22 protein-coding genes are annotated in these 25568 nt (G+C 60.6%); 12 read left to right on the top strand and 10 right to left on the bottom strand.

The features are described 5' to 3' along the window. Window positions 1-41: 41 nt before the first annotated feature. Window positions 42-1031 carry a tRNA (adenosine(37)-N6)-dimethylallyltransferase MiaA gene (gene miaA / locus LDN12_RS14775; RefSeq protein WP_223923423.1) on the top strand — a complete coding sequence of 330 codons (990 nt, stop codon included), beginning with the start codon at window positions 42-44 and terminating at the stop codon, window positions 1029-1031. A gap of 56 nt (window positions 1032-1087) precedes the next feature. Here the strand turns inward: miaA and ndk are convergent, their stop codons facing one another. Further along, window positions 1088-1501: a nucleoside-diphosphate kinase gene (gene ndk / locus LDN12_RS14770; protein ID WP_223923422.1), complete on the bottom strand. Its 414-nt coding sequence runs from the start codon at window positions 1499-1501 to the stop codon at window positions 1088-1090. A 183-nt stretch (window positions 1502-1684) separates the two neighbouring features. Between ndk and htpX the strand changes: the two genes are divergently transcribed. From htpX to LDN12_RS14735, 7 genes are all read left to right on the top strand, one after another. Further along, window positions 1685-2539 (top strand): zinc metalloprotease HtpX, encoded by an 855-nt coding sequence (gene htpX, locus LDN12_RS14765; protein ID WP_223923421.1) that lies wholly within the window; start codon window positions 1685-1687, stop codon window positions 2537-2539. Next, window positions 2536-3894, top strand: a complete 1359-nt coding sequence (rsmB, locus tag LDN12_RS14760) for a 16S rRNA (cytosine(967)-C(5))-methyltransferase RsmB (RefSeq protein ID WP_223923420.1) — start codon at window positions 2536-2538, stop codon at window positions 3892-3894. Before htpX ends, rsmB begins: the two co-directional genes overlap by 4 nt. A 151-nt stretch (window positions 3895-4045) precedes the next feature. Next, window positions 4046-4711: a ribulose-phosphate 3-epimerase gene (rpe, locus tag LDN12_RS14755; protein WP_223923419.1), complete on the top strand. Its 666-nt coding sequence runs from the start codon at window positions 4046-4048 to the stop codon at window positions 4709-4711. After that, complete coding sequence (locus LDN12_RS14750; RefSeq protein WP_223923418.1) at window positions 4712-5278, top strand: CoA pyrophosphatase; 567 nt, start codon at window positions 4712-4714, stop codon at window positions 5276-5278. 10 nt (window positions 5279-5288) lie between these two features. Further along, window positions 5289-6215: a diguanylate cyclase gene (locus LDN12_RS14745; protein WP_223923417.1), complete on the top strand. Its 927-nt coding sequence runs from the start codon at window positions 5289-5291 to the stop codon at window positions 6213-6215. Between the two features lie 89 nt (window positions 6216-6304). Then, window positions 6305-6511 (top strand): hypothetical protein, encoded by a 207-nt coding sequence (locus LDN12_RS14740; protein ID WP_223923416.1) that lies wholly within the window; start codon window positions 6305-6307, stop codon window positions 6509-6511. A gap of 238 nt (window positions 6512-6749) precedes the next feature. Continuing rightward, on the top strand, window positions 6750-8195 hold the full coding sequence (locus LDN12_RS14735; protein ID WP_223923415.1) for a transglutaminase family protein: 1446 nt from the start codon (window positions 6750-6752) through the stop codon (window positions 8193-8195). Window positions 8196-8335: 140 nt separating this feature from the next. Here the strand turns inward: LDN12_RS14735 and LDN12_RS14730 are convergent, their stop codons facing one another. From LDN12_RS14730 to metK, 9 genes are all read right to left on the bottom strand, one after another. Further along, on the bottom strand, window positions 8336-9856 hold the full coding sequence (locus LDN12_RS14730; protein ID WP_223923414.1) for an NADH-quinone oxidoreductase subunit C: 1521 nt from the start codon (window positions 9854-9856) through the stop codon (window positions 8336-8338). Beyond that, window positions 9853-11286, bottom strand: a complete 1434-nt coding sequence (locus LDN12_RS14725; protein WP_223924078.1) for a proton-conducting transporter membrane subunit — start codon at window positions 11284-11286, stop codon at window positions 9853-9855. The genes LDN12_RS14730 and LDN12_RS14725 overlap by 4 nt, the downstream gene beginning before the upstream one ends. Before the next feature lie 5 nt (window positions 11287-11291). Beyond that, a complete protein-coding gene (locus LDN12_RS14720; RefSeq protein ID WP_223923413.1) occupies window positions 11292-11936 on the bottom strand; it encodes a hydrogenase in 645 nt (214 codons plus the stop codon). Between the two features lie 4 nt (window positions 11937-11940). After that, window positions 11941-12849: a respiratory chain complex I subunit 1 family protein gene (locus LDN12_RS14715; protein ID WP_223923412.1), complete on the bottom strand. Its 909-nt coding sequence runs from the start codon at window positions 12847-12849 to the stop codon at window positions 11941-11943. A gap of 62 nt (window positions 12850-12911) precedes the next feature. Further along, the gene (locus LDN12_RS14710) at window positions 12912-13448 is read right to left on the bottom strand and encodes a thermonuclease family protein (RefSeq protein ID WP_223923411.1); all 537 of its coding nucleotides are present in this window, start codon (window positions 13446-13448) and stop codon (window positions 12912-12914) included. Then, window positions 13445-15817 (bottom strand): U32 family peptidase, encoded by a 2373-nt coding sequence (locus LDN12_RS14705; RefSeq protein ID WP_223923410.1) that lies wholly within the window; start codon window positions 15815-15817, stop codon window positions 13445-13447. Before LDN12_RS14705 ends, LDN12_RS14710 begins: the two co-directional genes overlap by 4 nt. Before the next feature lie 182 nt (window positions 15818-15999). Next, the gene (gene asd, locus LDN12_RS14700) at window positions 16000-17100 is read right to left on the bottom strand and encodes an aspartate-semialdehyde dehydrogenase (protein ID WP_223923409.1); all 1101 of its coding nucleotides are present in this window, start codon (window positions 17098-17100) and stop codon (window positions 16000-16002) included. Between the two features lie 31 nt (window positions 17101-17131). After that, the gene (gene leuB, locus LDN12_RS14695) at window positions 17132-18220 is read right to left on the bottom strand and encodes a 3-isopropylmalate dehydrogenase (protein WP_223923408.1); all 1089 of its coding nucleotides are present in this window, start codon (window positions 18218-18220) and stop codon (window positions 17132-17134) included. 220 nt (window positions 18221-18440) lie between these two features. Beyond that, window positions 18441-19607: a methionine adenosyltransferase gene (metK, locus tag LDN12_RS14690; protein WP_223923407.1), complete on the bottom strand. Its 1167-nt coding sequence runs from the start codon at window positions 19605-19607 to the stop codon at window positions 18441-18443. A 224-nt stretch (window positions 19608-19831) separates the two neighbouring features. Here metK and LDN12_RS14685 point away from each other — a divergent pair, with 224 nt between their 5' ends. The 4 genes from LDN12_RS14685 (at window position 19832) to LDN12_RS18010 (ending at window position 25557) form a co-directional block, all read left to right on the top strand. Continuing rightward, window positions 19832-20344, top strand: coding sequence for a hypothetical protein (locus tag LDN12_RS14685; protein ID WP_223923406.1), 513 nt, complete (start codon window positions 19832-19834; stop codon window positions 20342-20344). Beyond that, window positions 20344-22410 (top strand): MXAN_6640 family putative metalloprotease, encoded by a 2067-nt coding sequence (locus LDN12_RS14680; protein ID WP_223923405.1) that lies wholly within the window; start codon window positions 20344-20346, stop codon window positions 22408-22410. Before LDN12_RS14685 ends, LDN12_RS14680 begins: the two co-directional genes overlap by 1 nt. A gap of 139 nt (window positions 22411-22549) precedes the next feature. Next, window positions 22550-23566 (top strand): efflux RND transporter periplasmic adaptor subunit, encoded by a 1017-nt coding sequence (locus tag LDN12_RS14675; protein WP_223923404.1) that lies wholly within the window; start codon window positions 22550-22552, stop codon window positions 23564-23566. A 62-nt stretch (window positions 23567-23628) separates the two neighbouring features. Beyond that, entirely contained in the window at window positions 23629-25557 is a 1929-nt protein-coding gene (locus tag LDN12_RS18010; protein WP_374045061.1) for an ATP-binding cassette domain-containing protein, read from the top strand. Window positions 25558-25568: the final 11 nt, after the last annotated feature.

The raw sequence follows: 25568 nt of genomic DNA, 5'->3' as shown, positions 1-25568 counted from the left end.
CTTTCCCCAGCAACCTATCGAAAAGCCCAGGTTGTTCAAAAATGGCCAGATCGTCGTATCCGGAAAAGGCCCTGAGGACGCACGAAAAGACTTTTGAGGACGGCGGCGAGACGGCTGTTTTTCAACAACCCGCCTTCAACCTCCTCACCATCTTAGGCCCCACCGCCTCGGGCAAGACCCGGCTGGCCGTGGCCCTGGCCGGGGAGTTGAACGGCGAGATCATCTCGGCCGACTCGCGCCAGGTATTCCGCGGCATGGATATCGGCTCCGGCAAGGACCTGCACGAGTACGGCGCAATCCCCTGTCACCTGATCGATATCCTGGACGCCGGCCAGGAGTTCAGCGTGTTCGCCTTCCAGCGCCTGTACATCGAGGCGTTCGAGGGGATCACCGCCCGCGGCCGCCTGCCGCTTTTGTGCGGCGGCACCGGCATGTACCTGGACGCGGCCCTGCGTGGTTACCGGTTGGTGGAGGTGCCCGAGGACGAAGCCCTGCGGGCGGAGTTGGCCGCCAGGAGCGACACCGAACTGGCGGACCTGCTGCGGGGCCTGCGGCCGGGACAGCACAACAGCACCGATCTGGGGGACCGGCAACGCACCATCCGCGCCATCGAGATCGCCCGCCACGAACAGGTGAGGCACACGGAACCGGAGCCGCTCCCCTCTATCCGGCCCCTGGTGATCGGCATCCGCTGGGAGCGGTCCGAATTGCGGCGCAGGATAACGGAGCGTCTCAGACAAAGGCTGGCCGGCGGCATGGTCGAGGAGGTCCAACGACTCCACGATGGGGGAATCGCCTGGGAGCGTCTGGATTACTACGGTCTGGAGTACCGTTTCGTGGGCGCTTTTTTGCGGGGGGAACTGACGCGGAACGACCTTTTTCAGAAGCTGAACAGCGCCATTCACGACTTTGCCAAGCGCCAGGAAACTTGGTTTCGCAGGATGGAGAAAAATGGGGTGGTCATCCACTGGGTGGACGGGGCGGGTGATCCACTGGCCGAGGCGCAAAAAATGATATGGGAGCATCGGTAACGAAAAAGGCCCTTCAAACGAAGGGCCTTTTTCAACTGCTTCAGGGGAAAGGGGACTTACACCAGTTCAAACGCGTTGAAGAAGTAAGGGATCTCGAAGGCGGCCGTTTCGGGCGCATCGGAACCGTGGGCCGAGTTTTCCTCGATGTTGATGGCGAAATCCTTGCGGATGGTGCCAGCCTCGGCATTGGCCGGGTTGGTGGCGCCCATCAGGGTACGCCAGTCGGCAATGGCGTTTTCCTTCTCCAGGCAGAGCACGATCACCGGGCTGCGGGACATGAAGGCGCACAGGTCGTTGAAGAAGGGGCGCTCCTTGTGCACATAGTAGAAGCCTTCAGCCTGCTCACGGGTCATCTTGATCTTCTTCATGCCGCGAATCGCGAAGCCGTTGGCCTCGATCCTGTCCAGAATTTTTCCGGCCAGCTTGCGCTCAACGGCATCCGGCTTGATGATGGCAAATGTACGTTCCATTGTCTCCTCCGATAGTCTCAAAAATGTGAATTGGTTAGATAGCATCGCCGCAGCGCACTTGTCAAGTTTTTTAGCCTGTTAGGCCGCCCGCGACCGCCCTCCCCTTGCGCTTTTCAGCGGCAATGATTATTATAAGTTAGACAAGATTGACCTGCCTATCTATGAACGTTGCGAGGTACTCAGATGAATATGTTGAAAACCACCTTTCTCATGGGACTTCTGACCGTCCTCCTGGTGACCATCGGGGGGGCATTGGGGGGAAGGGGCGGCATGACCATGGCCTTTCTGCTGGCTGCCGGAATGAACTTCTTCTCCTACTGGTTTTCGGACAAGATGGTTCTCTCCATGTACGGCGCCCGCCAGATCGAAGAGACGGATGACCCGCGTTTTTACGGGATCGTACGCCGCTTGGCCCAGCGAGCCAACCTACCCATGCCCAAGGTGTACCTGATCGATTCCGACACCCCAAACGCCTTTGCCACCGGCCGCAATCCGGAACATGCCGCCGTAGCCGCCACCACCGGCATCATGCGCATTCTGGGGGATGATGAACTGGCCGGCGTCATGGCCCATGAACTGACCCACGTCAAGAACCGGGACATCCTCATCTCCTCCATTGCTGCCACCTTTGCCGGGGCGATCACCTACCTGGCCCAGATGGCCCAATGGGCTGCCATCTTCGGCGGCGGCCGACGGGATGACGACGAGGGGGGCGGCGTCTTCGGCATGCTCTTCATGGCTATCCTGGCCCCCATTGCTGCCATGTTGGTGCAGATGGCCATCTCCCGGTCGCGGGAATTCGGCGCCGATGCCGGCGGAGCAAGCATCTCCGGCAACCCGCTCTCCCTGGCCAGCGCCCTGCAAAAACTGGAAATGGCCAACCAACGTATCCCCATGGAGAGCAATGCGGCCACGGCCCATATGTTCATCGTCAATCCCCTGACCGGCGGCGGCCTGATGACGCTCTTCTCCACCCATCCGCCCATCACCGAGCGGGTGGCGCGCTTGCAGGACATGTCGCGGACACACAGCTTTTGAGCGGCCGGGTTACCGTCACCGCAAACCCCCGTCAATCTGCCTGCCAGGTCTTGCTCCGCATTGCCAAGGAGGGGGGCTTCGCCGACCGGCTCATCGACCGAGAACTGGAGAAAGGCCACCTGACCGGACCGGACAGGGGACTGTTCCCGGAGTTGGTCTTTGGCGTGCTCCGCCGCCGGGGCAGCCTCGACCACATCCTGGCGCAACTCCTCGACAAGCCCCTTGACACGCTCCAGCCCCAGGCCCTGACGATCCTGCGCCTGGGGCTGTACCAACTTGCCTGCCTGGACCGGATACCCGAATCCGCCGCCGTCAACGAGTCGGTCAACCTGGCCAAGGAGTTGGTCCCGCGAGCCGGCGGCCTGATCAACGCCGTGCTGCGCAATTACCTGCGCCGCAAGAACGATCTCACCTTTCCCGATCCCGCCTCAAACCCGGGCGCCTCCATTGCCGCCCGGCACTCCCAGCCGGAATGGCTCGTTACCCAGTGGCTCGACCAACTCGATCTCCCGGAAGCGGAGGCCTTGGCCGAGGCGTCGTCCCGGCAGCCACCTCTAACATTGCGTGCCAATACCCTGCGGACGACGCGGGACGAGTTGCTCCGCCTTTTCACCGAGAGTGGTGTGTCCGCGACCCCCTGCGCTCACTCCCCTCACGGCATCCAGGTGGAGGGGAGACACCAGCTCCCCACCCTGCCCGGCTACCGGGAGGGCCTGTTCGCCGTGCAGGACGAGGCGTCCCAGATGGTTGCACTGCTCCTGGACCCGCAGCCCGGGGAACGGGTGTTGGACTGCTGCGCCGCCCCCGGAGGCAAGGCGACTCACCTGGCACAGTTGCTGGCAAACCGCGGCGAACTGCTGGCCACAGACATATCCCGCGCCAAGCTTCCGGTGGTCCGGGAGGCGGCCCAACGACTGGGCATCGACTGTCTTGCCGTCGCCACCGCCGACCTGCACCGCCCCGAGACATTGCCCACAGGGACCTTCGACCGGGTCCTTCTGGACGCCCCTTGTTCCGGCCTGGGGGTCATCCGCCGCAACCCTGAGGCCAAGTGGCGGCTCACGCCGGACGACATCCTGCGGCTTGCCGCCGCCCAGAAGGCCATGTGCGCCAATACGGCGACCATGGTAAAAGACGGCGGGACTCTCATCTATTCCACCTGTTCCACCTCCCGGGAGGAGAACGAAGAGGTGGTGCAGGATTTCCTTTCACGCCACCCCAATTATGTGCTAGAAAACCTGAACGAACTTTTTCCGAACTATCGGGAACTTTTCACTGCCGCGGGGATGTTCCGCGCCTGGCCCCACCGCCACGGCATGGACGGTTTCTTCGCGGCGCGGCTGCGAAAGTCATAGTCATAAAAAATCCGCCACGGAGGCACGGGAACATAGAGAACAGACAAGGCGACACAGCAGGGCCGATCGGATAATCACCCCCTAATCCTTTTTTGGCTTCCCGCCTGTGTCTCTGAGGTTCCGTGGCAAAAATGAATCCGGAGTTTTACCTATGAAAAAAATCGCCCCATCCATCCTCTCGGCCGACTTTTCCCGCCTCGGCGACGAAATCCGCGCCGTGGAGGCTGCCGGTGCAGACTACATCCATATCGACGTCATGGACGGCCACTTTGTCCCCAATATCACCATCGGCCCGCTGATTGTGGAGGCGGCACGCCGGGTGACCAGCCTGCCGCTGGACGTGCACTTGATGATCGAAAACCCCGACCACTACATCCCGGACTTCGCCGCCGCCGGGGCCGACATCATCGTGGTGCATGCCGAGGCGGTCCACCATCTGCACCGCACCGTGCAGTTGATCCGGTCCTTGGGCAAAAAGGCCGGCGTGTCCCTCAACCCCGCCACGCCGCTCAATGTTCTGGAGTATGTGATTGCCGACCTGGATCTGGTACTGTTGATGACCGTCAACCCCGGTTTCGGCGGCCAGAGTTTCATCGAGGCGTGCCTGCCCAAGATCCAGGCCCTGCGCGGCATGCTCGACCGGCGAGGCGGCGAGGCTGAACTTGAGGTGGACGGCGGCGTCAAGACCTCCAATATCGCCCGCATCGCCCATGCCGGCGCTGATGTCTTCGTGGCCGGCAGCGCCGTATTCGGCAGCCCTGACTACGCCGCCACCATTGCCGAGATGAAGCGCCTGACCAGGGAACCGCTTCTTTAGATGGACCTGCCGGAGCGCGCACGCGCAGCCCTGGCGGCCCGTAGCCGCAGGGCCATGGAGGCCGGGCCGGTACCTGCCGCGGTATTACTGCCGCTCTTCCTGCGCAATGGCGACTATCACTTGCTCTTTACCAAGCGGACCGGCCACCTGCTGCACCATAGCGGAGAGATATCGTTTCCCGGCGGCGCTCTCAACCCAGAGGAAGAACCGGAACAGGGAGCCCTGCGCGAAACCTGGGAGGAGGTCGGCATCCCTCCCTCCCAAGTGGAGATTCTGGGTAGCCTGGATGATTTCTACTCCATCCATCATTATCTGGTGACCCCCCTCGTTGGCCTCATTCCGGACGACTACCCTTACGCCGTCAACCCTGGTGAGATCGAACGCATCATCGAAGCGCCGGTCACCCATTTCCTCGATCCCGCGGTCCTGCGCATGGAGCCGCGCCAGTGGCAGGGACAATCCTTCATGGTGCGCCACTACGATTTCCGCGGGGATGATATCTGGGGCTTGACCGCGGCTATTCTGGCTCAATTTTTAGAAATTGTGTTTGCCGACGAATTGGGGTAAATATAGCCACATGTCCAACAGCGTTTTGATCATAGACGATTCGGATACTGTCCGCGAGCGCATCATCCATACACTTGAATCGCATGAGCTTTTCGCACGCTATCACGAAGCCGACGATGGCTTGGAGGGGTTCAAGAAACTGCTTTCATCCCCGGTGGACGTTATTCTCTGCGATCTGGAGATGCCCCGCATCGATGGCTTCAAATTCCTGAATATGATCAAGGCGCGCCCCGATCTGCAGGATGTGCCGGTCATCATACTGACCGGAATGAATGATCGGGATTTAAAGATCAAGGGGCTCGAACAAGGCGCCAGCGACTATATCACGAAACCTTTCGACCCCGAAGAACTGGTGGCGCGGGTCAAGATCCACCTCAAAATCAAACACCTGCAGGACGATCTCAAGCGAACCAATGAGCTTCTGCTGGAGCTGTCCAACACCGACCATCTGACCGGCCTCTTCAACCGCCGTTACTTGATGGAGGCCCTGGAAAAGGAATTCCAGCGCAGCCTCCGCAAAGGGGGGAACCTCTCCCTGATCATCCTCGACATCGACCACTTCAAAAAGGTCAACGATACCTACGGCCACCTGCAGGGCGATGTGGTGCTGAACAAGGTGGCACTCCAACTCCAGAAGGAACTCCGCAGTTACGACATCGCCGCCCGCTACGGCGGCGAAGAATTCGTCGCCCTCTTGCCGGATGCTATGCTTAAGGAGGCGCTGTTCGTTGCCGAGCGTGTTCGCCAATCAGTCCAGGCGACCAAATTCAACGGGGCGCTGGCTCCCCTGTCAATTACCGTCAGCATGGGTATCGCCACACTGCCGACACCCGACGGTACAACAGTTGACACCTTCATCAAGATGGCCGACGACGCACTCTACCGGGCCAAGGCCAATGGTCGAAACCGGGTGGAATACCTCACCCCCGCCCCTTGAGTGGACTTCGCTCAGTGTCTGTCAAAACGGCACGCCATGCCACAACCCCCGTACAGCACACCTGACACGATCAGAAGGAGAACAGTTATATGGATCTTACACTCGATGAACAACGACTGGTCGCTGAATACCGCAGGTTGACCCCTGCGGGCAGGGATGAGTTGCTGGCCTGTGCAGCCACGCTGGTGCGCCAGACCAATGCTGAAAAAGACGGCGGTACTGCCACGGATCAATGCCGGCTGAAGAGCACCGAACCACATCCAGAAGCCGAGAAAACCCCTTTTTTCACCGAATGACCTTTTTCGTCACCTGATAGACGTGGAATGCGCTAAAAATCACCGCAAATTAACAGGGGCACGAGAATGGAAATACACTTTATAACGATCTGGTGAGTCTGTTGTAACCAATTGGAAATTTCTTCCGTCTTTTATTCATATCCTGCGCCGATTATGCCTTTCGTTGCAACCCGGGTCACAAACCACCCGTCACTCCTGAGCGTAGCAACCGGCACCCGTCTCTTCAAAAGGAGTATTCATGAGAATTATTCTCCGTGCACTTATTGTCATAATCCTCACCCTGTCCGCTGCATTCCCGGCCACAGCCGCCCTGTTCAAGAAACTGGACAAGCCGCCGCTTTCGGAACGTTGGTTCGGGATCTACGTGGATAACGAACGGGTCGGCTTCTATCGCCAGGTAATCTCCGAAACCCCCGACGGCTACCTGATGGAGGGTGACGGAAGCACGCGCATGAAAGTCATGGGATTTTCCAAGGAGTCGGCGACGCGGGAAACCTATCTGGTGGGAAAAAGTCTCGCACTTCGCTCCTTCGAGGTGGAGCAGGCTATCAACGGTACCGCCTCACGCATCTCCGGCAGGGTCAGTGGCAACATCATCCGCATAAAAAGCGTGATCAACGGCAAAACTACGGAGAAACAGCTCAAATGCAAAGGCGAGGTCTACCCCGGACCGGCTCTCAATCTCTATCCCCTGATGCATGACGTCTCCACCGGCAGATCCTATACCATCTTGTCCTTTGACCCGGAAGAGGTCAAGGTGAAGGAAGTCAGAATCAGTGTTCTGGGGGAGGGAAAAACACCCGATTCCCAACCGGCCCTCAAGCTGCGCAACAACCTGTACCCCTTCGTCAACAACGATATCTGGGTGGACGACAAGGGTAATACGCTCTTGGAATCGGTACGCGAGGGCCTGGTGATCACCAGGGCCGAAGACCCCAAGCAACTCGGTTCGTTCGTGGGTGGCGTGGCGCTGGCCAAGAAGGATCTGATCTATGATTTCAGTCTGGTGCGGGCCGAACCGCCCATCGCTGATTCCAAGAAACTGACCGGCCTCAGCGTGGAAATCAGCGGTTGGAACGATAGCCTGCCGCTCCTGCAGGAGGGGGGACAGACCGTGGAGAGGGGCGGCGAAGGCAGGATCATAGTCAAAACGGGACAGGCGGTTGCAAAGACGGCCCAAGCCAAAGAGTCTGTTAGCCGTGAGAACTACCTGAAGCCGGCAGAGAAAATCGAGTCAGATGCGCCGGAGATTGTCGCCAAGGCCAAGGACGTTGCGGACGGCAGGAAAGAACCTCAGGAGATCGTCAAGGCCCTGGTATCATGGACATCGGACTGGATGCGCGACACAGTAGAGGATGGGGGGGGGGCTGTTGCCAGCCTCAAATCCCGCACCGGCAACTGCCAGACCCATGCTCGTCTCTACACGGCACTGGCCCGGGCGGCCGGCATCCCGACCCGTTTCGTATCGGGGCTGGTTTATCTGGACGGCAAAGGGTTCCTCTATCATAGCTGGGCCGAGAGCCTGCTGAATGGTCGATGGGTGGCCGTTGATCCGACCTACGACCAAGTGCCGGCTGACCCGACTCACCTGAAGCTGCTGGAAGGGCATCTACCGGAGGACATGGCGCCGATCGTCGCCATCATCGGCAGGATCCACATCAAGGTGCTGGAGACCATGTACTAAGAGGTTGTAGAAAAACCTAGGTTGTTCAAAAATAGTCAGGTCGTCGCACCCGCAGAAAGCCCCGCGGAGACGTAGCAGCGCTACGCCGCACAAGGCGGCTTTCGAGGATGGCGGCGAGATGGGTGTTTTTCAACAACCTGCTAGAGATCAAACCCGCAGTAGGAGAGATTGAAGCTCTTGTTGCAGAGTGGAAAATCGGATATCCGACCGTTGCGCAAGGCCAGGGCCAAGCCGGACCAGTTATGGAACGAGGCGTCCTTGACCTTGTAGCGGAGAAATTTCCCACCCCCATCGGTGATAGCCACGTGGCACACCTCGCCGCGCCACCCCTCGACCAACGCCACCGCCAGGTGTTCCTTCTCCATCTCTCCGCTGGCCGACATGCATGCCCCTCCGGGCAGCGAACCAAGCCGATCAAGCGCGAACTCCATGGAGACTTCCGATTCCTTCCAGCGGACCAAGGCGCGGGCCAGCACATCCCCCCCCGGTTCCACACACACCGACGGGTGAAACGACCGGTAGAGACCGTAGGGGTGGTCATGGCGCACATCCCGCACGATGCCGCAGGCCCTGGCTGCCGGGCCAACCAGCCCGAGGGCCAGGGCGTCGTCGCTGCCGACCCGACCGGTCTTTTCAAGGCGCTCCATGACCGAGGGGGAATCCCACATCAGCTTCACCGCCCCATCGTAGTCCTTGCGCGCCTCCTCCAGACGTTTTGCCAATTCCGCCGTCTGACTCGGCGCACAACCGAAGTAGGTACCGCCGGGCCGCACCAGCCCTCTACCGAAACGGCTGCCGCATAACAAGGCGGTCATGTTGAGAAAATCCCCCCGGATCCTGCCACAGAAAGACATGGTCGGCAGAAAGCCCACATCTCCGGCCAGTGCCCCCATGTCGCCGCAATGGTTGGCCAGCCGTTCCAGTTCCAAGGCAACCGATCGGACGGTCTCGGCCTGGGGCGGCGGCTCTGTACCAGTCAATCCTTCCCGGATCATGGCATAGGCCGTGGCATGGCCGATGGTGGTATCTCCGGCGATTGTTTCCATCTGCGCCATGGTGGCGGCCTGGGGGCCGCCGATTAGCGCCTGTTCAATGCCCCGGCACTGGTACCCCAGGGCGATCTCCAGATGGAAAACCGTCTCGCCGTGGCACTGGAAGCGAAAATGCCCCGGCTCGATAATGCCAGCATGCACCGGTCCCACGGCGACCTCGTGAGCCTCCTCCCCGCTGATGCGGTAGAAATCTCCTACGGCGGGGAGAATCGGCTCATCCTTTCCCCGTCCCCAAGCGTCACGGGTCCGGTCGAATGACCGCTGGTAACGCACCGGTTTGAACCAGGGGTGGTCGTCCACCGGGATGCCGCACTGCTCGGCGATCTCCCGTTCAAACAGGTGCGCTTCGGGACAAGCGGAGGTAATGCTCGGCAGGCGTTCCTCCACCCACGAGCGAAACACGCCCAGACGCTCCTGGCTACCCGCAAGAATACACCACAGGGCGACCCCTTCCCGTTCCGGCACGCCGAAGTAGGAGGCTATGCGCCATCCCAACCCCGTCAGGTCCACAATCTCCTGAAGAAATGCCTCCAGCGCTATCTCCGGTACATCCTTGACACGGACGATTTGGCCGTTGGCAAATGTCTTGAGAATACCATCGCTACTCACCGGGCCACCTCCAGAAGTGCCGCAGCGGCATTCACGAGCTTGTACAGCGGCTGTGGCAGCCAGATCCCCACCACCCCCAAGATAGTCAAAAGCGCCAGCGGCGGGACGACCAGCAGGGCCTTATCATGGTATCTGGTCCGTTCCCGGTTTTTGGGAGGCTCGCCGAAGACCACCGGCAGCACGGTCATTGCCATCCCGAGGAAGGCCACCATCAGCAGCAGCGCCAGCAGCCCCCCCACGAGTGGGTGTCCTTGGGTGAACGCGGCGGCAAAAAAGGAGTATTCACTGGAGAAGATGAGGAAGGGAGGCGAGCCGGTCATAGCGAAAAAACCGGCCAGGAACAGGGCCCCGCTCCAGGGCGCGCGCCTTAAGGCGCCACGGGCGCTGTCCCGGCTTTTGGAGGCAAAGGCCCGGTGGATGTTGCCGGCCGCAAGGAAAAGTACCCCCTTGGCCAAGCCGTTGCCGATCAGGTGTAGCATGGCTCCGTAGAGCGCCTTGCCCCCCAACCCCAACGCCACGGCAAACAAGCCCATGTGCTCGACGCTGGAATAGGCCAGCATGCGCTTGAAGTCGGTTTGGTGCACCAGAAAAGCCGCCGCCGTGAAGAGCGACAGAAGCCCAGCCCCAACCAACGCCGCCCGGTAAAAATGCACATTGCCCGAAGCCATGCATATCTGGTAGATACGGATCAATCCGATAAAACCACAATTTGCCAGCCCCCCGGCCAGCATGGCCCCCACCAGGCCCGGCGCCTCACCGTAGGCATCCGGTTTCCAGGTGTGCAGCGGCGCCAGCCCCATCTTGGTGCCGTACCCCACCAGCAGAAAGACAAAGGCGGCATTGAGCCACCCAATCGGTAAACGGGGCGCATAGCTCTGAAGCGGCTCCAATAGAAGTGACGGAGGGAGCCCGGCCACAACCGTGGAATAGGCCAGAAAGAAGATGCCCAGCAGCGCCAGAGCGATGCCGATGGAGCAGATCAGCATGTACTTCCAGGTCGCTTCGATGGAACGGGCATTGCGGTTAAAGTAGACCAAGGGTGCCATGGAAAGGGTGGTGGTCTCGATGGCTAGCCATAACAGCCCCATATGATGGACCCCCGCCGCCAGGGACATGGCCGCGAGACAGACCTGCATCCCCATGCAGAGCACCCGGTTGTTCCGTTCCCGGCGATAGTGCAGGTAACTGACCGAATAGAAGGCGCAGGCCGCGAACAGTGCAGACACCTCGAGCAGGAACAACTTGCCTATGGCGTCCAGATCGATCCATTCGTTGCGGGACTGGGGCGGCGGCACGGCTATGATGACCACAACAAGTATCAGATGCAGACAGGCCACAGCTGGCATCACCCAGGGACGTTTCTCGTTGGAGGGAATCAGCCAGGCGATCAGGGCGCCCGTCACCGGGATAAGGACCAGGAGGGTAAACAGCGTCATTACTCCTCCTCCCGCAGGGCGGTCATGCGGCTGGTGTCGATGGATGAAAATTCGCGACTGATCTGGTTGATGATGATCCCCATGACGAAGATGCCGGCGATCAGGTCCAGGAGCGCACCCGCCTCTACCATCAACGGCACGGCTTCGGTCAGGAGCAGACCGAAGATAAATATTCCGTTCTCCAGCAGCAGATAGCCGATTACCTGGTTGAGGGCCTTGCGGCGACTGGCAAGAGCGATGAACCCTGCCAGAATGGTGGCCAGCGCTGCCGGCACGGTCAATAGTTGCTGGTGATGGGGCGCCAGGGGGAGCCGTGTGGCGAAGACGAAAGCCAGAAGGGTTGCCACGGCCCCGGCGATGACATTCCCGGCATAACCGAGAAAGGGCTGCAGGTCTTCGCTGAATTCGATCTTGCTGAGAGCACCGAAAAGCAGCCAGGGGATACAGAGCCCCTTTGCCAGCACGACAAACAGGGTAATCAGCAGGATATGTCCTTGTACCGGGTGGATGAACAGCGGCATGGTTCCCAGGACGATACCCTGGAGGGCAATGGCGCGGATGGCGACGCGGGCCCGGTGGGTTCCCAGGATGAGGATATTGATTAGCAGCACCAGCACCAGCAATTGGTCGGCAAAGGAATTCATGACTTCACCTCAGCACCAGGACCATGGCAAAAGCCGACATGACACAGGCCGCCAGGAGCATCTGAGGCACGCGCGTCAAGCGGAGGCGGGCCATGCACGATTCCACCACGCCGATGGCAACCGCCAGAAGAATCATGGACACCACGAAAACAACCCAATCGAGGTAAGGGTTGGCATCGCGCAAGGGCAGGGCCACATGCAGGAAGAGGGCGGAGAGGACATAGAGTTTGAGCGCCGCGCCATAGGTAATCATACCGAAAGCGGGACCGCTGTGGTCCAGCACCAGCACCTCGTGGATCATGGTCAGTTCCAGGTGGGTCGTTGGATCGTCGAAGGGAATCCGGCAGTTTTCCGCCAGAAGCACCATGAACAGCCCGGCCACCAACATGACCAGGGAAGCCCCGGAGGTCAGCCAGAGAGTTGCTGAGCTGTGGGTCAGGATTCCAGACAGGGAGAGGGACCCGGACAGGCGTGACAGCACAAGGAGGGTGATCAGCACCACCGGTTCGGCCAGGCAGGAAAAGCTCACCTCGCGGGCGGCACCCATCCCTTCGAAGCTGGAGCCGGTGTCCAGGGCTGCGGCAACGGTAAAGAAGCGTCCCAAGGCCAACAGGTATACAAACAGGATCATGTCGCCGTTGAATGAGAGCGGGGGGGGGTGGTAGCCAAGAGGGATAAACAGCGCGGCGACCAGGGTGGCAGCCAGACTCACGACGGGGCCGGCCCGGAAGATCCAGGTGGTGGTGCGGCTGAAGACCGTGCCCTTGCGCAGCAGTCGAAACAGATCAAAATATGGCTGGAGCAGCGGCGCACCGGTACGGCCCGCAAAGGCGGCCTTGGTACGATTGATCACTCCCGGCAGCAGGGGGGGCATGAGGATGACCAGAACGAGATGGATCAGGAGATCAATCACCCGTATGTGTTCCTCCCGTTGTGATGCTGTTTTTTTGTACGGACAATCCACCGCACGGGACACTAACGACGGCCGCGGCGCTTGCCACCGATCTCCTGGGCATGGCGGAACTCCCAGGGAGGCAGCGGGTTGGCGTCCCGCCAGAGCCCCTTGTGCCGGGCACGGGCCATCTCCTCCACGCCGATATACTCAGAGGCGTAAGGTCCTTGCAGATATTGTCGATAGGCCCAGGCCATCCCCTCAGCCACCATTTCGCGGTTGATGTCCCGGCCGGTATACAGGATAACCGCCACCGTGCGGTGGTATTGGTCCACATCCATAACCTCCGCGGAGACTTGGCGACCCATGATCTTGTACATCAGGGTCCGCCGGGAGATCTCTCCGAAGGGTTGTCCGGGACTGTCAGGTTTGGCGGTCTCAGGGGCATCGATGCCGTACAAACGCACCTTGAGCCGGCTATCCTCCCGGGTGGCCAGCAACACCGTGTCGCCGTCGTAGACCCCCCGCACCATCCCTGCGATGATGCGCTCCGCACGGGCATCGGCAACGATCAGTAGGAGCAGCGCTGATACCGTGAGAAAGGTCTTCATCAAAATCATACTAATTCCGTAGCGTAATTGAACTCCGTCGTACCAGGTATCTCGCGCCCCGCCTTGAAGGCCGCCAAAATTTCGTTCCAGCTCTCCCTCGGCGCCTGGCGCAGATCGATCACATAGGAACAACACCCCGCGCGGCGCAGTTCGCTGTGGCGGGCGGTCAGGGAAAAAGGAGTGGCGGCAGAGATAGTCTGGAGGCCGTCCCGGCTGGTGACACTATACGCTTCTCCCCGGTCCGAGTGAAGCGGAATGTTGCTGTGCACATCCTTGATGCGGATCTTGGTGGTCATGACCGACAATGGCGCATAGGCAATAACCCTGCGCTCCACGTTGACCCGGGCGGCCAAAAGGTCTGTCAGGTTGGCGGCGTCGTCCTCGATATAGAGGGTGCATGTCTCAGCTCCCAACTCCCGCCAGGCGGCCAAGGCCTGGCTGTTGAGGGAAAAGCAGCGGTGCCAGGTGGAGATGCGCACGCCCGCCAACCCTTTCAGAAGAAGGAAATGGGAGAGATTGGCAGCCTCGAAATTCCGGAATCCGGCCTGGTGCAGTTGGCGCAAGGTGTCGCGATACAGTTGCATATCCCGGTCGAAGATTATGAAGGGGAGCTGCCAAATTACGCGCTCCTCATAGCCGCGCATGCGGGGAATCGTTCCGGGGAGTTGGTGGATGGCCGCCCTGGAGAGCGGCAGAATCGTGGTATCGGCACCGCTTTGCAGTGGGAAACGCCAATCCTTGGGTTGATCCATGACCACCGCCAGGACCTCCTTGGGGCCGGTAGTAACGGGGCCTGCGCGAAACTCCGCCACATCGCCCAAGGCCGCCGTACGAGATGCAGTGACCCGCTCACGGAAGCCCGTGGAGAGAACCTCGTCCAACTGTCGATAAAACTGCCGCCGCACCTCCTTAAAGATGGCCGACGGTATCAACACCACCGGGAAATCGGGAGCCTCCAAGGATTCCAGCAGGAAGGGTGTCTCGCCGGTCCTGGCAAACTGCCCATGGAGCACTGACTGCATGTCTCCGCTACGGGCCGGCTCCAACGGGCCGAGGGGAAATTGGAATGGGTGCTTCAACCCACCGGCCTCGGCGTCTATATGCATGACACCGTCATGCAGAGCGACCCGCAGCCGACACGGCACCTTATCCCGCTGCACCGACTCCAGCCGCCGCAGGCAGGCATTCTCGCTCAGGGTGAAGGCCTCGCGGGAGGAGACTTTATAGACCGAGTCCCCGACACTGAAACGGAAGGGGGTTTCCACTTCCACCACGCTGCCCGCGCGAGCCTCCATCACCTTCTTGCGACCCACGAATAGCTCACGCACGGTCCAAGCCTGACCGGCCATATCGCTCTTGGGCTGGGCTCGCAGCCGATCCCCCACGAACAAAGGGTCACGACTCTCGAAGGTCAAGCGGTTGCCCTTAACTCCCTTGATCTGGCCGACGAAACGACCGGTCCCCCCCTTCTGCCAGGGGTTGGCGATGTCGTCCGGCTGTTGGGAGGCAAGAAAGCCTTTGGTCGGGGTACGGCCGAAGGAATATTTCAGGACCTCTTTGGCAGTGCCCAGCGCTTCCTTGCGGGACCGCTCCGGCGCATCCAGGACCAGTCGGTAGGCCTCGACCACGCTGGCCACGTACTCGGCCGATTTCATGCGCCCCTCTATCTTGAGGGATTTCACCCCGGCCTTGGCCAGTTCCGGCAGCATGTCGATGGCCGACAGGTCACTGGTGGAAAAGTAATGCCCCTCTTTGCCGCGATGGTTATACAGGCGGCGGCAGGGTTGGGCGCAGCGCCCCCGGTTGCCGCTGTGCCCCCCCAGATAAGAGGAGAAGAAGCACTGCCCCGAGACGGAAAAACAAAGGGCGCCGTGGACAAAGGTCTCAATCTCCACCGACGTGGCCGCGGCAATGGCCGCCACCTCGTCCAGGGCCAGTTCGCGGGCCAGTACCGCCCGCTGAAATCCCAAATCTTCCAGCATCTTGACGCCGGCCGTGTTGTGAATGGTCATCTGGGTCGAGGCGTGGAGCGGTATGGTGGGGAAGTGACGGCGAATCAGCCGGGCCACGGCCAGGTCCTGGAGGATCACTCCGTCCACCCGCATCCCCGCCAGGGCGGCCAGGGTCTCCACCAGTTGTGGCAATTCCTTCTCCTTCACCAGGGTGTTGAGGGTGATGTAGATCTTCCGGCCGTGGGCGTGGGCATAGGCCAGCATCCGTTCCATCTGGCCCATGGTGAAGTTCTTGGCCCGGGCTCGGGCGGAGAAGTCGCGCAGCCCGGCATAGACCGCATCAGCCCCCTTTTCCATGGCGGCGAAGAAGGATTCCAACGACCCGGCCGGGGCCAGGAGTTCGGGTTTGTTCACTACTGAGTTCATGGCAACCTTTTCAAATGAGAAAGCGCCCCCACGAGAGAGGCGCTCCGGATCTTACCTAAAGAACGTGATTTTACGCAAGGTCAAGGCTGCCGGGGGGGCACGCCGAGACGTAGCAAGGCTATGTCGCAGGCGGGAGCCCGAAAACTTACACGGAGATTGCGCAAAAGACACGTTCTCATTCATTACTTCTCAACAAGGATTCTCAACATGCGCCGCAACGGTTCCGCCGCACCCCACAGGAGTTGGTCGCCGCAGGTGAAGGCCTGCAGGTACTGGGGTCCCATCTTCATCTTGCGCACCCGGCCGACCGGAACCATAAGGGTGCCGGAGACCGCAGCCGGGGTAAGTTGGGCCAGGGTGTCGGCCTTGGTGTTGGGCACCAGCTTGGCCCACTGGTTGTCGTTGGCGATCAACTGTTCGATGTCGGCCAACGGCACGTCCTGCGTGAGCTTGATGGTCAATCCCTGACTGTGGCAGCGCATGGCACCGACCCGTACGCAGATGCCGTCCACCGGGATCGGCGTGGTCGTGCCCAGAATCTTGTTGGTCTCGGCAAACCCTTTCCATTCCTCGCGGCTCTGGCCATCCTCCACCTCCCGATCGATCCAGGGGAGCACGCTCCCGGCCAAGGGGTAGCCGAACTCCTTCTTGGGCATGACATCGCTACGGAGGGTGGCGGTCACCTTCCGATCGATCTCCAGTATGGCCGACGAGGGGTCCTTGAGCAGGTGCGCGACCGAGTCGTGCAGAACGCCCTTCTGAGCGAGCAGTTCACGCATGTTGGGGGCGCCTGCGCCGGAGGCCGCCTGGTAGGTCATGGAGGAGAGCCATTCCACCAACCCGGCACGGAACAGCCCCCCCAGCCCCATCAGCATCAGGCTGACGGTGCAGTTACCGCCGATGAAGTCTTTTTGTCCCTTGGCCAAGGCTGCATCGATGACGTTGCGGTTGACCGGGTCGAGAATGATGACCGCTTCCGGTTCCATGCGCAGGGTGCTGGCCGCGTCAATCCAATAGCCGTTCCACCCCTCTTTGCGCAGTTGCGGGTGAACCGCCTTGGTGTAGTCGCCCCCCTGGCAGGTGAGGATGACGTCGAGCTTCTTCAACTCGGCGATATCGTCGGCACTCTTGAGGCTGCCGGCGTTCATGGGGGCCGGCTGCCCGGCCTGGGACGTAGAGAAGAACACCGGCTCGATACCAATGGTGAAATCACCCTCCTCCTGCATCCGCTGCATGAGGACCGAACCGACCATACCGCGCCAACCGACGATTCCGACTTTCATAGTCTGTTCCTTTTCCGAGTGAGTTGGATTTCTATAATGCCGCGATGATCGCGTCGCCGATCTCTTTCGTGTTCACCAGTTTTTCCCCCGGTTTATTCTGATAGATGTCACGGGTGCGGAAACCCTGGTCCAGGATCTTGGCCACGGCGTTGTCGATGGCGTCGGATGCTTCGACCATGCCGAAGGAGAAGCGAAGCATCATACCCGCCGAAAGGATCTGGGCGATGGGGTTGGCGATCCCCTGGCCGGCGATATCCGGGGCCGAGCCGCCGGACGGCTCATACATGCCGAAGGTGCCCTCGGCCAGGGACGCAGACGGCAGCATGCCCAGAGAGCCGGTCAGCATGGCAGCCTCGTCGGAGAGAATATCGCCGAACATGTTCTCACACAGGATCACGTCGAACTGTTTGGGCCAGCGCACCAGTTGCATGGCGGCGTTGTCCACGTACATATGGGACAGCTCCACGTCCGGGTACTCCCTGGCAATGGTCGTGACGATCTCGCGCCACAATACCGAGCTGGAGAGAACGTTGGCCTTGTCGATGGAACAGACCTTTTTGCCCCGCTTGCGGGCTGCCTGAAAGGCCACATGGGTAATGCGCTCGATCTCCGGCACGGAGTAGCGCATGGTGTCCACACCGATACGGTCCCGGCCGCTCCCCTCGATACCCTTGGGCTGGGAGAAGTAGATGCCGCCGGTCAGCTCGCGAATGACCAGGACGTTGAAACCGCCCGCGATGACCTCCTCCTTGAGCGACGATGCGCCGGTAAGGGACGGGAAGATAATGGCCGGCCGCAGGTTGGCATAGAGGCCGAAGATCTTGCGCAGGGGGAGCAGCGCCCCGCGCTCCGGCTGTTCGTCGGGCGGCAGGGTTTCCCACTTTGGCCCCCCCACCGACCCAAACAGGATGGCATCACTGGACTTGCAGATGTTCACCGTTGTCTCGGGCAGGGCTTTGCCCTCGTTGTCGATGCCGGCCCCGCCCACGTTGGCGTGGGTCCGTTCGAAGGTTACCTGGTATTTCTTCTCAACGGCGTCCAGTACCCGCAACGCCTCGGCCATCACCTCCGGTCCGATGCCGTCGCCCGGCAGGACTGCTACCTTATACCCTTGTGCCATGCAAATCTCCTCTGATATATATTCGCAGTATACTAATTTCCATACCACCGTTTTGTCAACAGCGAGGATATAGCTCGTATCCCGAACGGTTAGTTCAAGCTCGCAATTTCCGCGACTGGCCGCATGGGACACTGGGTAACAAAACGGGGCGGTTTTGCAACCGCCCCGGCCTTGTCCATCCATTCGGCAGGATGTATGCAATGCTGTGCGGCTGGGACGCTTAGATGCCCGCCTTGGTCTTGAGAATCTCTGCCTTGTCGGTTTTCTCCCAGCTGAATTCGGGCAGCTCACGGCCGAAGTGGCCGTATGCCGCGGTCTTTTTGTAGATCGGACGGAGCAGGTCGAGCTGTTCGATGATGGCGCGGGGACGCATGTCGAATACCTCGCGCACCAGTTCCGCCAAACGGTCTTCGTTCACCTTGCCGGTGCCGAAGGTATGCACCATGATGGAGACCGGCTGAGCCACGCCGATGGCATAGGCCACCTGCACTTCGCACCGTTCGCACAGACCGGCGGCCACCAGGTTCTTGGCCACGTAGCGTCCCATGTAGGCCGCCGAGCGGTCCACCTTGGAGGGATCTTTGCCGGAAAAGGCACCGCCCCCGTGACGGCCCATGCCACCATAGGTATCGACGATGATCTTGCGGCCGGTCAGGCCGCAATCGCCCATGGGACCTCCCACCACGAAGCGGCCGGTGGGGTTAATGAAATAGCGGGTATCGGCATCCAGCAGGTTAGCCGGAATGACCTTTTTGACCACCTCCGCGATCACTCGTTCTTCGATCTCCTTGTGGGTCACGTCGGGGGTGTGCTGGGTGGAGATGACCACCGTGTCGATACGGCTCGGCTTGCCGTCCACGTATTCAACCGAAACCTGGGACTTGGAGTCGGGACGGAGAAAGTCCAACTGCCCGGATTTGCGCACCTCGGCCAGTTTTGCTACCAGTTCATGGGCCAACTGGATCGGCATGGGCATAAGTTCGGGGGTTTCGTTGCAGGCATAGCCGAACATCAGCCCCTGGTCGCCAGCACCCTGCTCTTTGTGCAGGCCGTCACCCTCATTCACCCCTTGGGCGATGTCGGGCGACTGGCGGTCGATTGAAACCAGCACCGCGCAGGTGTCGGCGTCGAAGCCCATTTCAGAGTCGGTGTAACCGATCTCCTTGATGGTATTGCGCACGATCTCGGAATAATTGATGACGGCGTTGGTGGTGATCTCTCCGGCGATGACGGCCATGCCGGTGGTCACCAGGGTTTCGCAGGCCACACGGGCCGTTTTGTCCTGGGTAAGAATGGCGTCGAGAATGGCATCGGAGACCTGATCGGCAACCTTATCGGGATGACCTTCGGATACCGACTCTGAGGTGAATATGAATTTTTCGGACATGAAACGGAACTCCTCTCTGGTGTCAATGATGCTGTATGCAAGGCGCTTAAGAGCCGGGTAACCGAAAAACCGGTAAAATCGTGGGTAATGAACTTCTTAATTTATAAATATGTGTTTGTTTTGTCAAGCAAAGATAGTCCGGCTTCATTCCGTTTGACTCGTGCACGCGACTTGCTGCACAATAACTCAATTTTTCGAAATTTCAGGTTCCGGGGAGTCACCCCATGTCCGCCGGTTTCAACCTCATACTTGCCGTAGTTGTCTGCCTGTTCCTGTGCGCTGCTGCCGTAGCATCCTCGAAACGCCGGGGGGACGCCTGGAATTATTACCATTTCGACGGTAGCCGCTTCGTCGCCGGCCAGACAACAGACGGAAAGGGCTTTGTGGCGGTGCGTGACGGTGCCCGGCCGGTAATACTGACGCATACCGCAAAGATCGAAGCGGCCATTCTGCCGGCAGGCACGGGTGTCGTGGCCGGAATCTGCTACGTCCGGACTTCGGGCGGAAAGCTGACCGAAGGCGCCGGATACCTGGCCAGCCCCACCATGCGCCTGCCCATCTCATCGAACAACGGTGTCGTAACAACCGTGCAAACCGACGAACAGGGCTATTTCACCGCCGTGCTCCCTCCGGGACGTTATGTCGTCGGAGACGGGCCACTTGCCAGGGAAGTTCGCGTGGAAAAAGATCAAACATCGCTCATTGCATTACGCGTGGGCAAAAGGATGGTGGACTGATGGAAAGCTGGCTCAGGAGGCTCGCCGTCGCGCTTGTTTGCGCACTTGGCCTCACCCTGCCGGGATATGCCGGGCAACTTGACGACTATTATCTGGCCGCATTCGGCGAACAGGCCGGTAGCGCCATGGAGAAAGCGCTCCTGTCCACGACGGCGGAAACAGCCGGGACCGCCCAATGTGGAACTCCGCTCAAGCACGGGCTCAGCCGGGATTGGAGCCAATTGGAAGCGGCAACCCAGGTGGTCCTTGCCAAACAGCTTGCCGCGCCGACTCTGACGGGCGAGGCAACCCTCCTCTCCAGCAGCGGACACTTCCTGATCCACTACGCAACATCGGGCAGCGACGTCCCCACGCCGGCAACCGGCTATAGCGTGACCTCATGGGTTCAGACCGTGGCTGACACCTTCGAAAACGTTTATTCGCACTACATGACCGTTTACGGCTACCACCCGCCGCCAGGCACCCCCTACAACATCTATCTGCGCAGCCTGGCTTCGCTGAAAATATACGGGCAAACGACATCAACTTCTTCTGCACCCTCCACAGGTTTCGCCAATGCCTACGGAAGCTACATCGAAATCGACAAGGATTTCACCAGTACCGTCTTTCATCCGCTGATATACACTCCTCTGCAAAGCCTCCAGATCACTGCTGCCCACGAATATCACCATGCCATCCAATACGGTTACAACTTCTTTTTTGATGTCTGGTATGCCGAGGCAACCTCCACCTGGTACGAGGACGAATTATACGATGGCGTCAACCAGCTTTATGCGTACCTCAGCGCATCACTGCTGAATACGAACTTGAGCCTCAATATCGCCCCCAACATCTCCACAGGCGGCGGGTACGGCCGCTGGCTGTTCAACCGACATCTTGCCGAAGCACATGGCGGGCAAAGCATCGTGCGTAGTTTCTGGGAACGCCTGGCGACAACAACGCCATCCGGGGGCGACATCCCCATGCTGCCCATAATCGACACGCTGTTACAAGCGGACGGTTCAAGCCTGGGCACGGATTTTCTCGGCTATGCCGGCAAGCTGTACACCGGTGCCTGGACTACCCATCAATCGGAGACCGTGCTGATTCCATCCCCAACCATGGCAGGGGAATTCAGTGCCTACCCGATAACGGTTGCCTCTATCCCCTCGCCGTCCACAACCTTGCCGCACTACTCGTTCGCATTCTTCCGCATACTGCCGCCAGCCGCTTCACCCGCGACATTAACCATTACCCTCACCGCCGATGCCGGTATTTCGGCCGTCGCTTTCCGCAAGACAGGGACCGGCACGAGCTCATTCATCCCCGGTACCGGCAACAATCTCATAACGGTCCCCGCTTTCAACACCGCCGACGAGGTCGTGCTCCTGCTTGCAAACACCACCGGCAACGACAACCTTTTTGCCGGATTCAGCAGCGACGGAACCCAAATCGCGTATGCCCTGCCGGGAACAACAATCCAGTCGGCTACTCCTTCCAGCGCACCGGCATCGGTCACCTTGTCATGGTCGGCGGTCGCCGGGGCAACAAGCTACCAAATATACCGCTCGGCGACCTCTTCCACATCCCTTTCCCTCTACAATGAAGTATCGGCGACCTCCTTTGTCGACAGCGCCATTGTTGTGGATCACACCTATTACTATTCGGTAATGCCCATCAAATCGGCCGGGCTTACTGGACCGGCTTCGCAAGTGGCAAACGTCACCGTACCTGCGGCTACAGCTTCCTCATCCGGCGGCGGTGGTGGCTGTTTCATCGCCACAGCGGCATACGGCAGCTACCTTCACCCCCAGGTCCGGGTGTTACGCGACTTCCGCGACCATTACCTGCTGACCAACGCCCCCGGCCGGGCCTTTGTGGCGTTCTATTATCGTTTCAGTCCACCACTGGCAGGCATTATCGCCCGCCATGAGGTACTTCGCGCTCTCACGCGGTTACTTCTGACGCCGATTGTCATGGCCGTTGCCCACCCGATGATGATGGGCGTCGCATTGCTATTGGCAACAAGCCTGTACATCCCGGTACGACGGCGGTGGAAGAGGATCATTCAGGCCCGAACCGCGTGAGAGCACCGCAACAAGGGTTACGGGATAACAAAAGAGGCGGCCGTGGCCGCCTTTACCGTGACGGGGCAAGTGCCATTGCCTGCCCCTGTGATATACTTAAAAACATGTCTCAGTGTGGCAATTCCCGGGAGGCCCCTCAATGCAGAAAAGGATAATTATCGGCGCCACTATTGTCACGGCACTTGCCCTGACGGCATTCCTCGTCATGTGCCGCAGACCGGCAGAGACGGGAGTTCTCAAGGTTTCGGGGACAATAGAGGTTACCACGGTCGAGCTGTCGTTCAAGGTCGGTGGCCGCTTGGCCCAGCGCCTGGTTGATGAGGGTGAGATGGTCACAGCCGGCCAGTTGGTGGCGCGTCTGGAGGATGACGAACTGAGAGAGGACAAAAACGTCCGGGCGGCTGAAAAGCGTTCGGCCCAGGCGGCCCTGGCCGACCTGCGGGCCGGTAGCCGCCGCGAGGAGATCGCCCAGGCCGAGGCGGTCCTGGTGCGGATGAAGGCCGAGGCGGAACGTTTGAAAAAGGATGCCATCCGCTCCGAAGCGCTCTTCAAACGTGACGTTATCCCCCAGAAGGACCTAGATGCCGCCCGAGCCGGGCGCGACGCCTCGGCGGCCGCGGTGCGTGAGGCAGAGCAGCACCTGAAACTACTGCGAATCGGGCCCCGGCCGGATGCGGTGCGACAGGCAAAGTCGCAAGTTGAAGCAGCCGAGGCTGGGTTGGCCCTGACCGAAACGCGCCTTTCCCAGAGCATGCTCTCTGCACCTCTAAGCGGGCTGGTTCTGGCCAAACATGCCGAGCAGGGGGAGATGTTGGCCGTGGGCGCTCCGGTCGTCACCATCGGAAAAATGGACGATGTCTGGCTGCGGGCCTATATTCCGGAATCCGAGATGGGGCGGGTCAAGGTTGGGCAGCGGGCACGCGTCACCGTGGACACTTGGCCGGGACGCCTCTTCGAGGGGACGGTGTCCTTCATCTCGCCCGAGGCGGAATTCACCCCTAAAAACGTCCAGACAGAGAAGGAGCGGGTCAAACTGGTCTACCGCATCAAAATAACCCTGTCCAACCCCAGGATGGAACTGAAGCCGGGCATGCCGGCCGATGCGGTGATCGAGACGGGAAGTCAGAAGGGCTCGCCCCAAGGGAGCACTCATTGATCACGCTGCCGGCATCGAATGCCCGTGCTCTTTCAGATTGTTATGGTGCAAGGTAAAACGATATGACCGTTGTAGCCACAGAGCTCACCCGCCGTTTCGGCGGCCTGACCGCCGTAGACGGCCTGACCCTTTCCGTGGCTCCCGGGGAGTTGTTCGGGCTGGTGGGCTCGGACGGTGCCGGCAAGACCACCACCATCCGCATGCTGACCGGCGTGATGGACCCAAGCTCCGGGGATGCCCGGGTGCTGGACTATCCCTGCCGAGACCTTGAACCGGTGCGCGGCGAGATCGGTTACATGAGTCAGCGTTTCGGCCTGTACCCCGATCTGACCGTGGCGGAGAATATCCGTTTCTACGCCGACATCTTCGGCGTGGCGCGCCGCGAACGGCAGGAGCGGACCGAGCACCTGCTCGCCTTCAGCAACCTCGCCCCGTTCCGGGACCGCAAGGCCGCCAATCTTTCCGGCGGCATGAAGCAGAAGCTGGGACTGGCCTGCGCCCTGATCCACACCCCCAAGGTGCTTTTTCTGGATGAACCGACCAACGGCGTCGATCCGGTTTCGCGCCGGGACTTCTGGCGCATCCTCTACGGCCTGTTGCGGGAGGGGGTGACCATCTTCGTGGCCACCGCCTACCTGGACGAGGCGGACCGCTGCCACCGGGTCGGCCTGATCCACAAAGGGCGCCTGCTGGCCTGTGACAAACCAACCGCCCTACGACGACTGACCCGCGGGAGCGTTCTGGAACTGGTAACTCCGGATGCACGCGCCGCGTCCCAGATGTTGCGGCGGGAACGCCCCGATCTCGCCGTCTCCCTGTTTGGCGACCGGCTCCACCTGACCAGCGATGCGCCGGAGCAGACCGACCGGGAATTGCGCGAACTGTTCCGGCAGTTCTGCATGGAATTGCAGGCCCTGGAGCAGGTCGAACCGACTCTGGAGGATGTCTTCGTAGCTATGATCGGCGGCGCGGATGGACAGCAACCGGGACCATCCTCTCCCGCCCCATCCGAACCTCCACTGGAAAAGGTAACCGGGGAACCGGCCGTGTCGGTACGGGGTCTGACCCGCCGCTTCGGCGACTTCACTGCCGTCAATGCCATCGACCTGGAGGTGGCCCAGGGGGAGATCTTCGGCTTCCTCGGCCCCAACGGCGCCGGCAAATCCACCACCATCCGCATGCTGTGCGGCATCCTGGAACCGAGTGCCGGCGAAGGACGGGTAGCCGGCTGTGATGTCCTGCATCAACCTGAACTGATCAAGACGCGGATCGGCTACATGAGCCAAAAATTCTCCCTGTACGAAGACCTGACCGTGGAGGAAAATATCGCCTTTTACGGCGGTATCTACCGCATCCCCCCTAAAAAGCTGATGCAACGGGCGCAGTGGGTGATCGCCATGGCCGGATTGGAAGAGCGGCGCCATTCCAAGGCGGGCGAACTCTCCGGCGGCTGGAAGCAGCGCCTGGCCCTGGGATGCGCCATGCTGCACGAACCGCCTGTGATCTTCCTGGACGAGCCAACCTCGGGGGTGGACCCCATCAGCCGCCGTTCCTTCTGGGATCTGATCAACCGGCTGGCAGCGGGCGGCGTGACCGTATTCGTCACCACCCATTACATGGACGAGGCCGAATACTGCGACCGCCTGGCCATGATCTATCGGGGAGAACTGGTGGCTCTGGGGAGCCCGTCGGAATTGAAGCAGGGACACATGGCCGAAGAGGTTCTGGAAGCGGCCTGCGAACGCCCCCAGGATCTGCTGGAGGAACTGGAGCGGCTCCCCGGCGTACGCCATGCGGCCCTGTTCGGTCGTGGCGCCCACGTGGTAACCGAGGATGGCGCAGCCACCGAAACGGCCCTGGCTTCATCCCCTCTGGCCAAGCAGGTGCGCTTACGCAGGGTGCTCCCCTCCCTGGAGGATGTGTTTGTTTCCCTGATCGAGGCGCGGGACCGGGCCGAAGGATCGAGCCGACTGCAAAGGGAGAACACATGACTGGCCGCATC

The sequence above is a fragment of the Geobacter sp. AOG2 genome, assembly GCF_019972295.1.
Taxonomy (GTDB): Bacteria; Desulfobacterota; Desulfuromonadia; order Geobacterales; family Pseudopelobacteraceae; genus Oryzomonas.
This window is presented reverse-complemented; position numbering and strand designations above follow the sequence as displayed.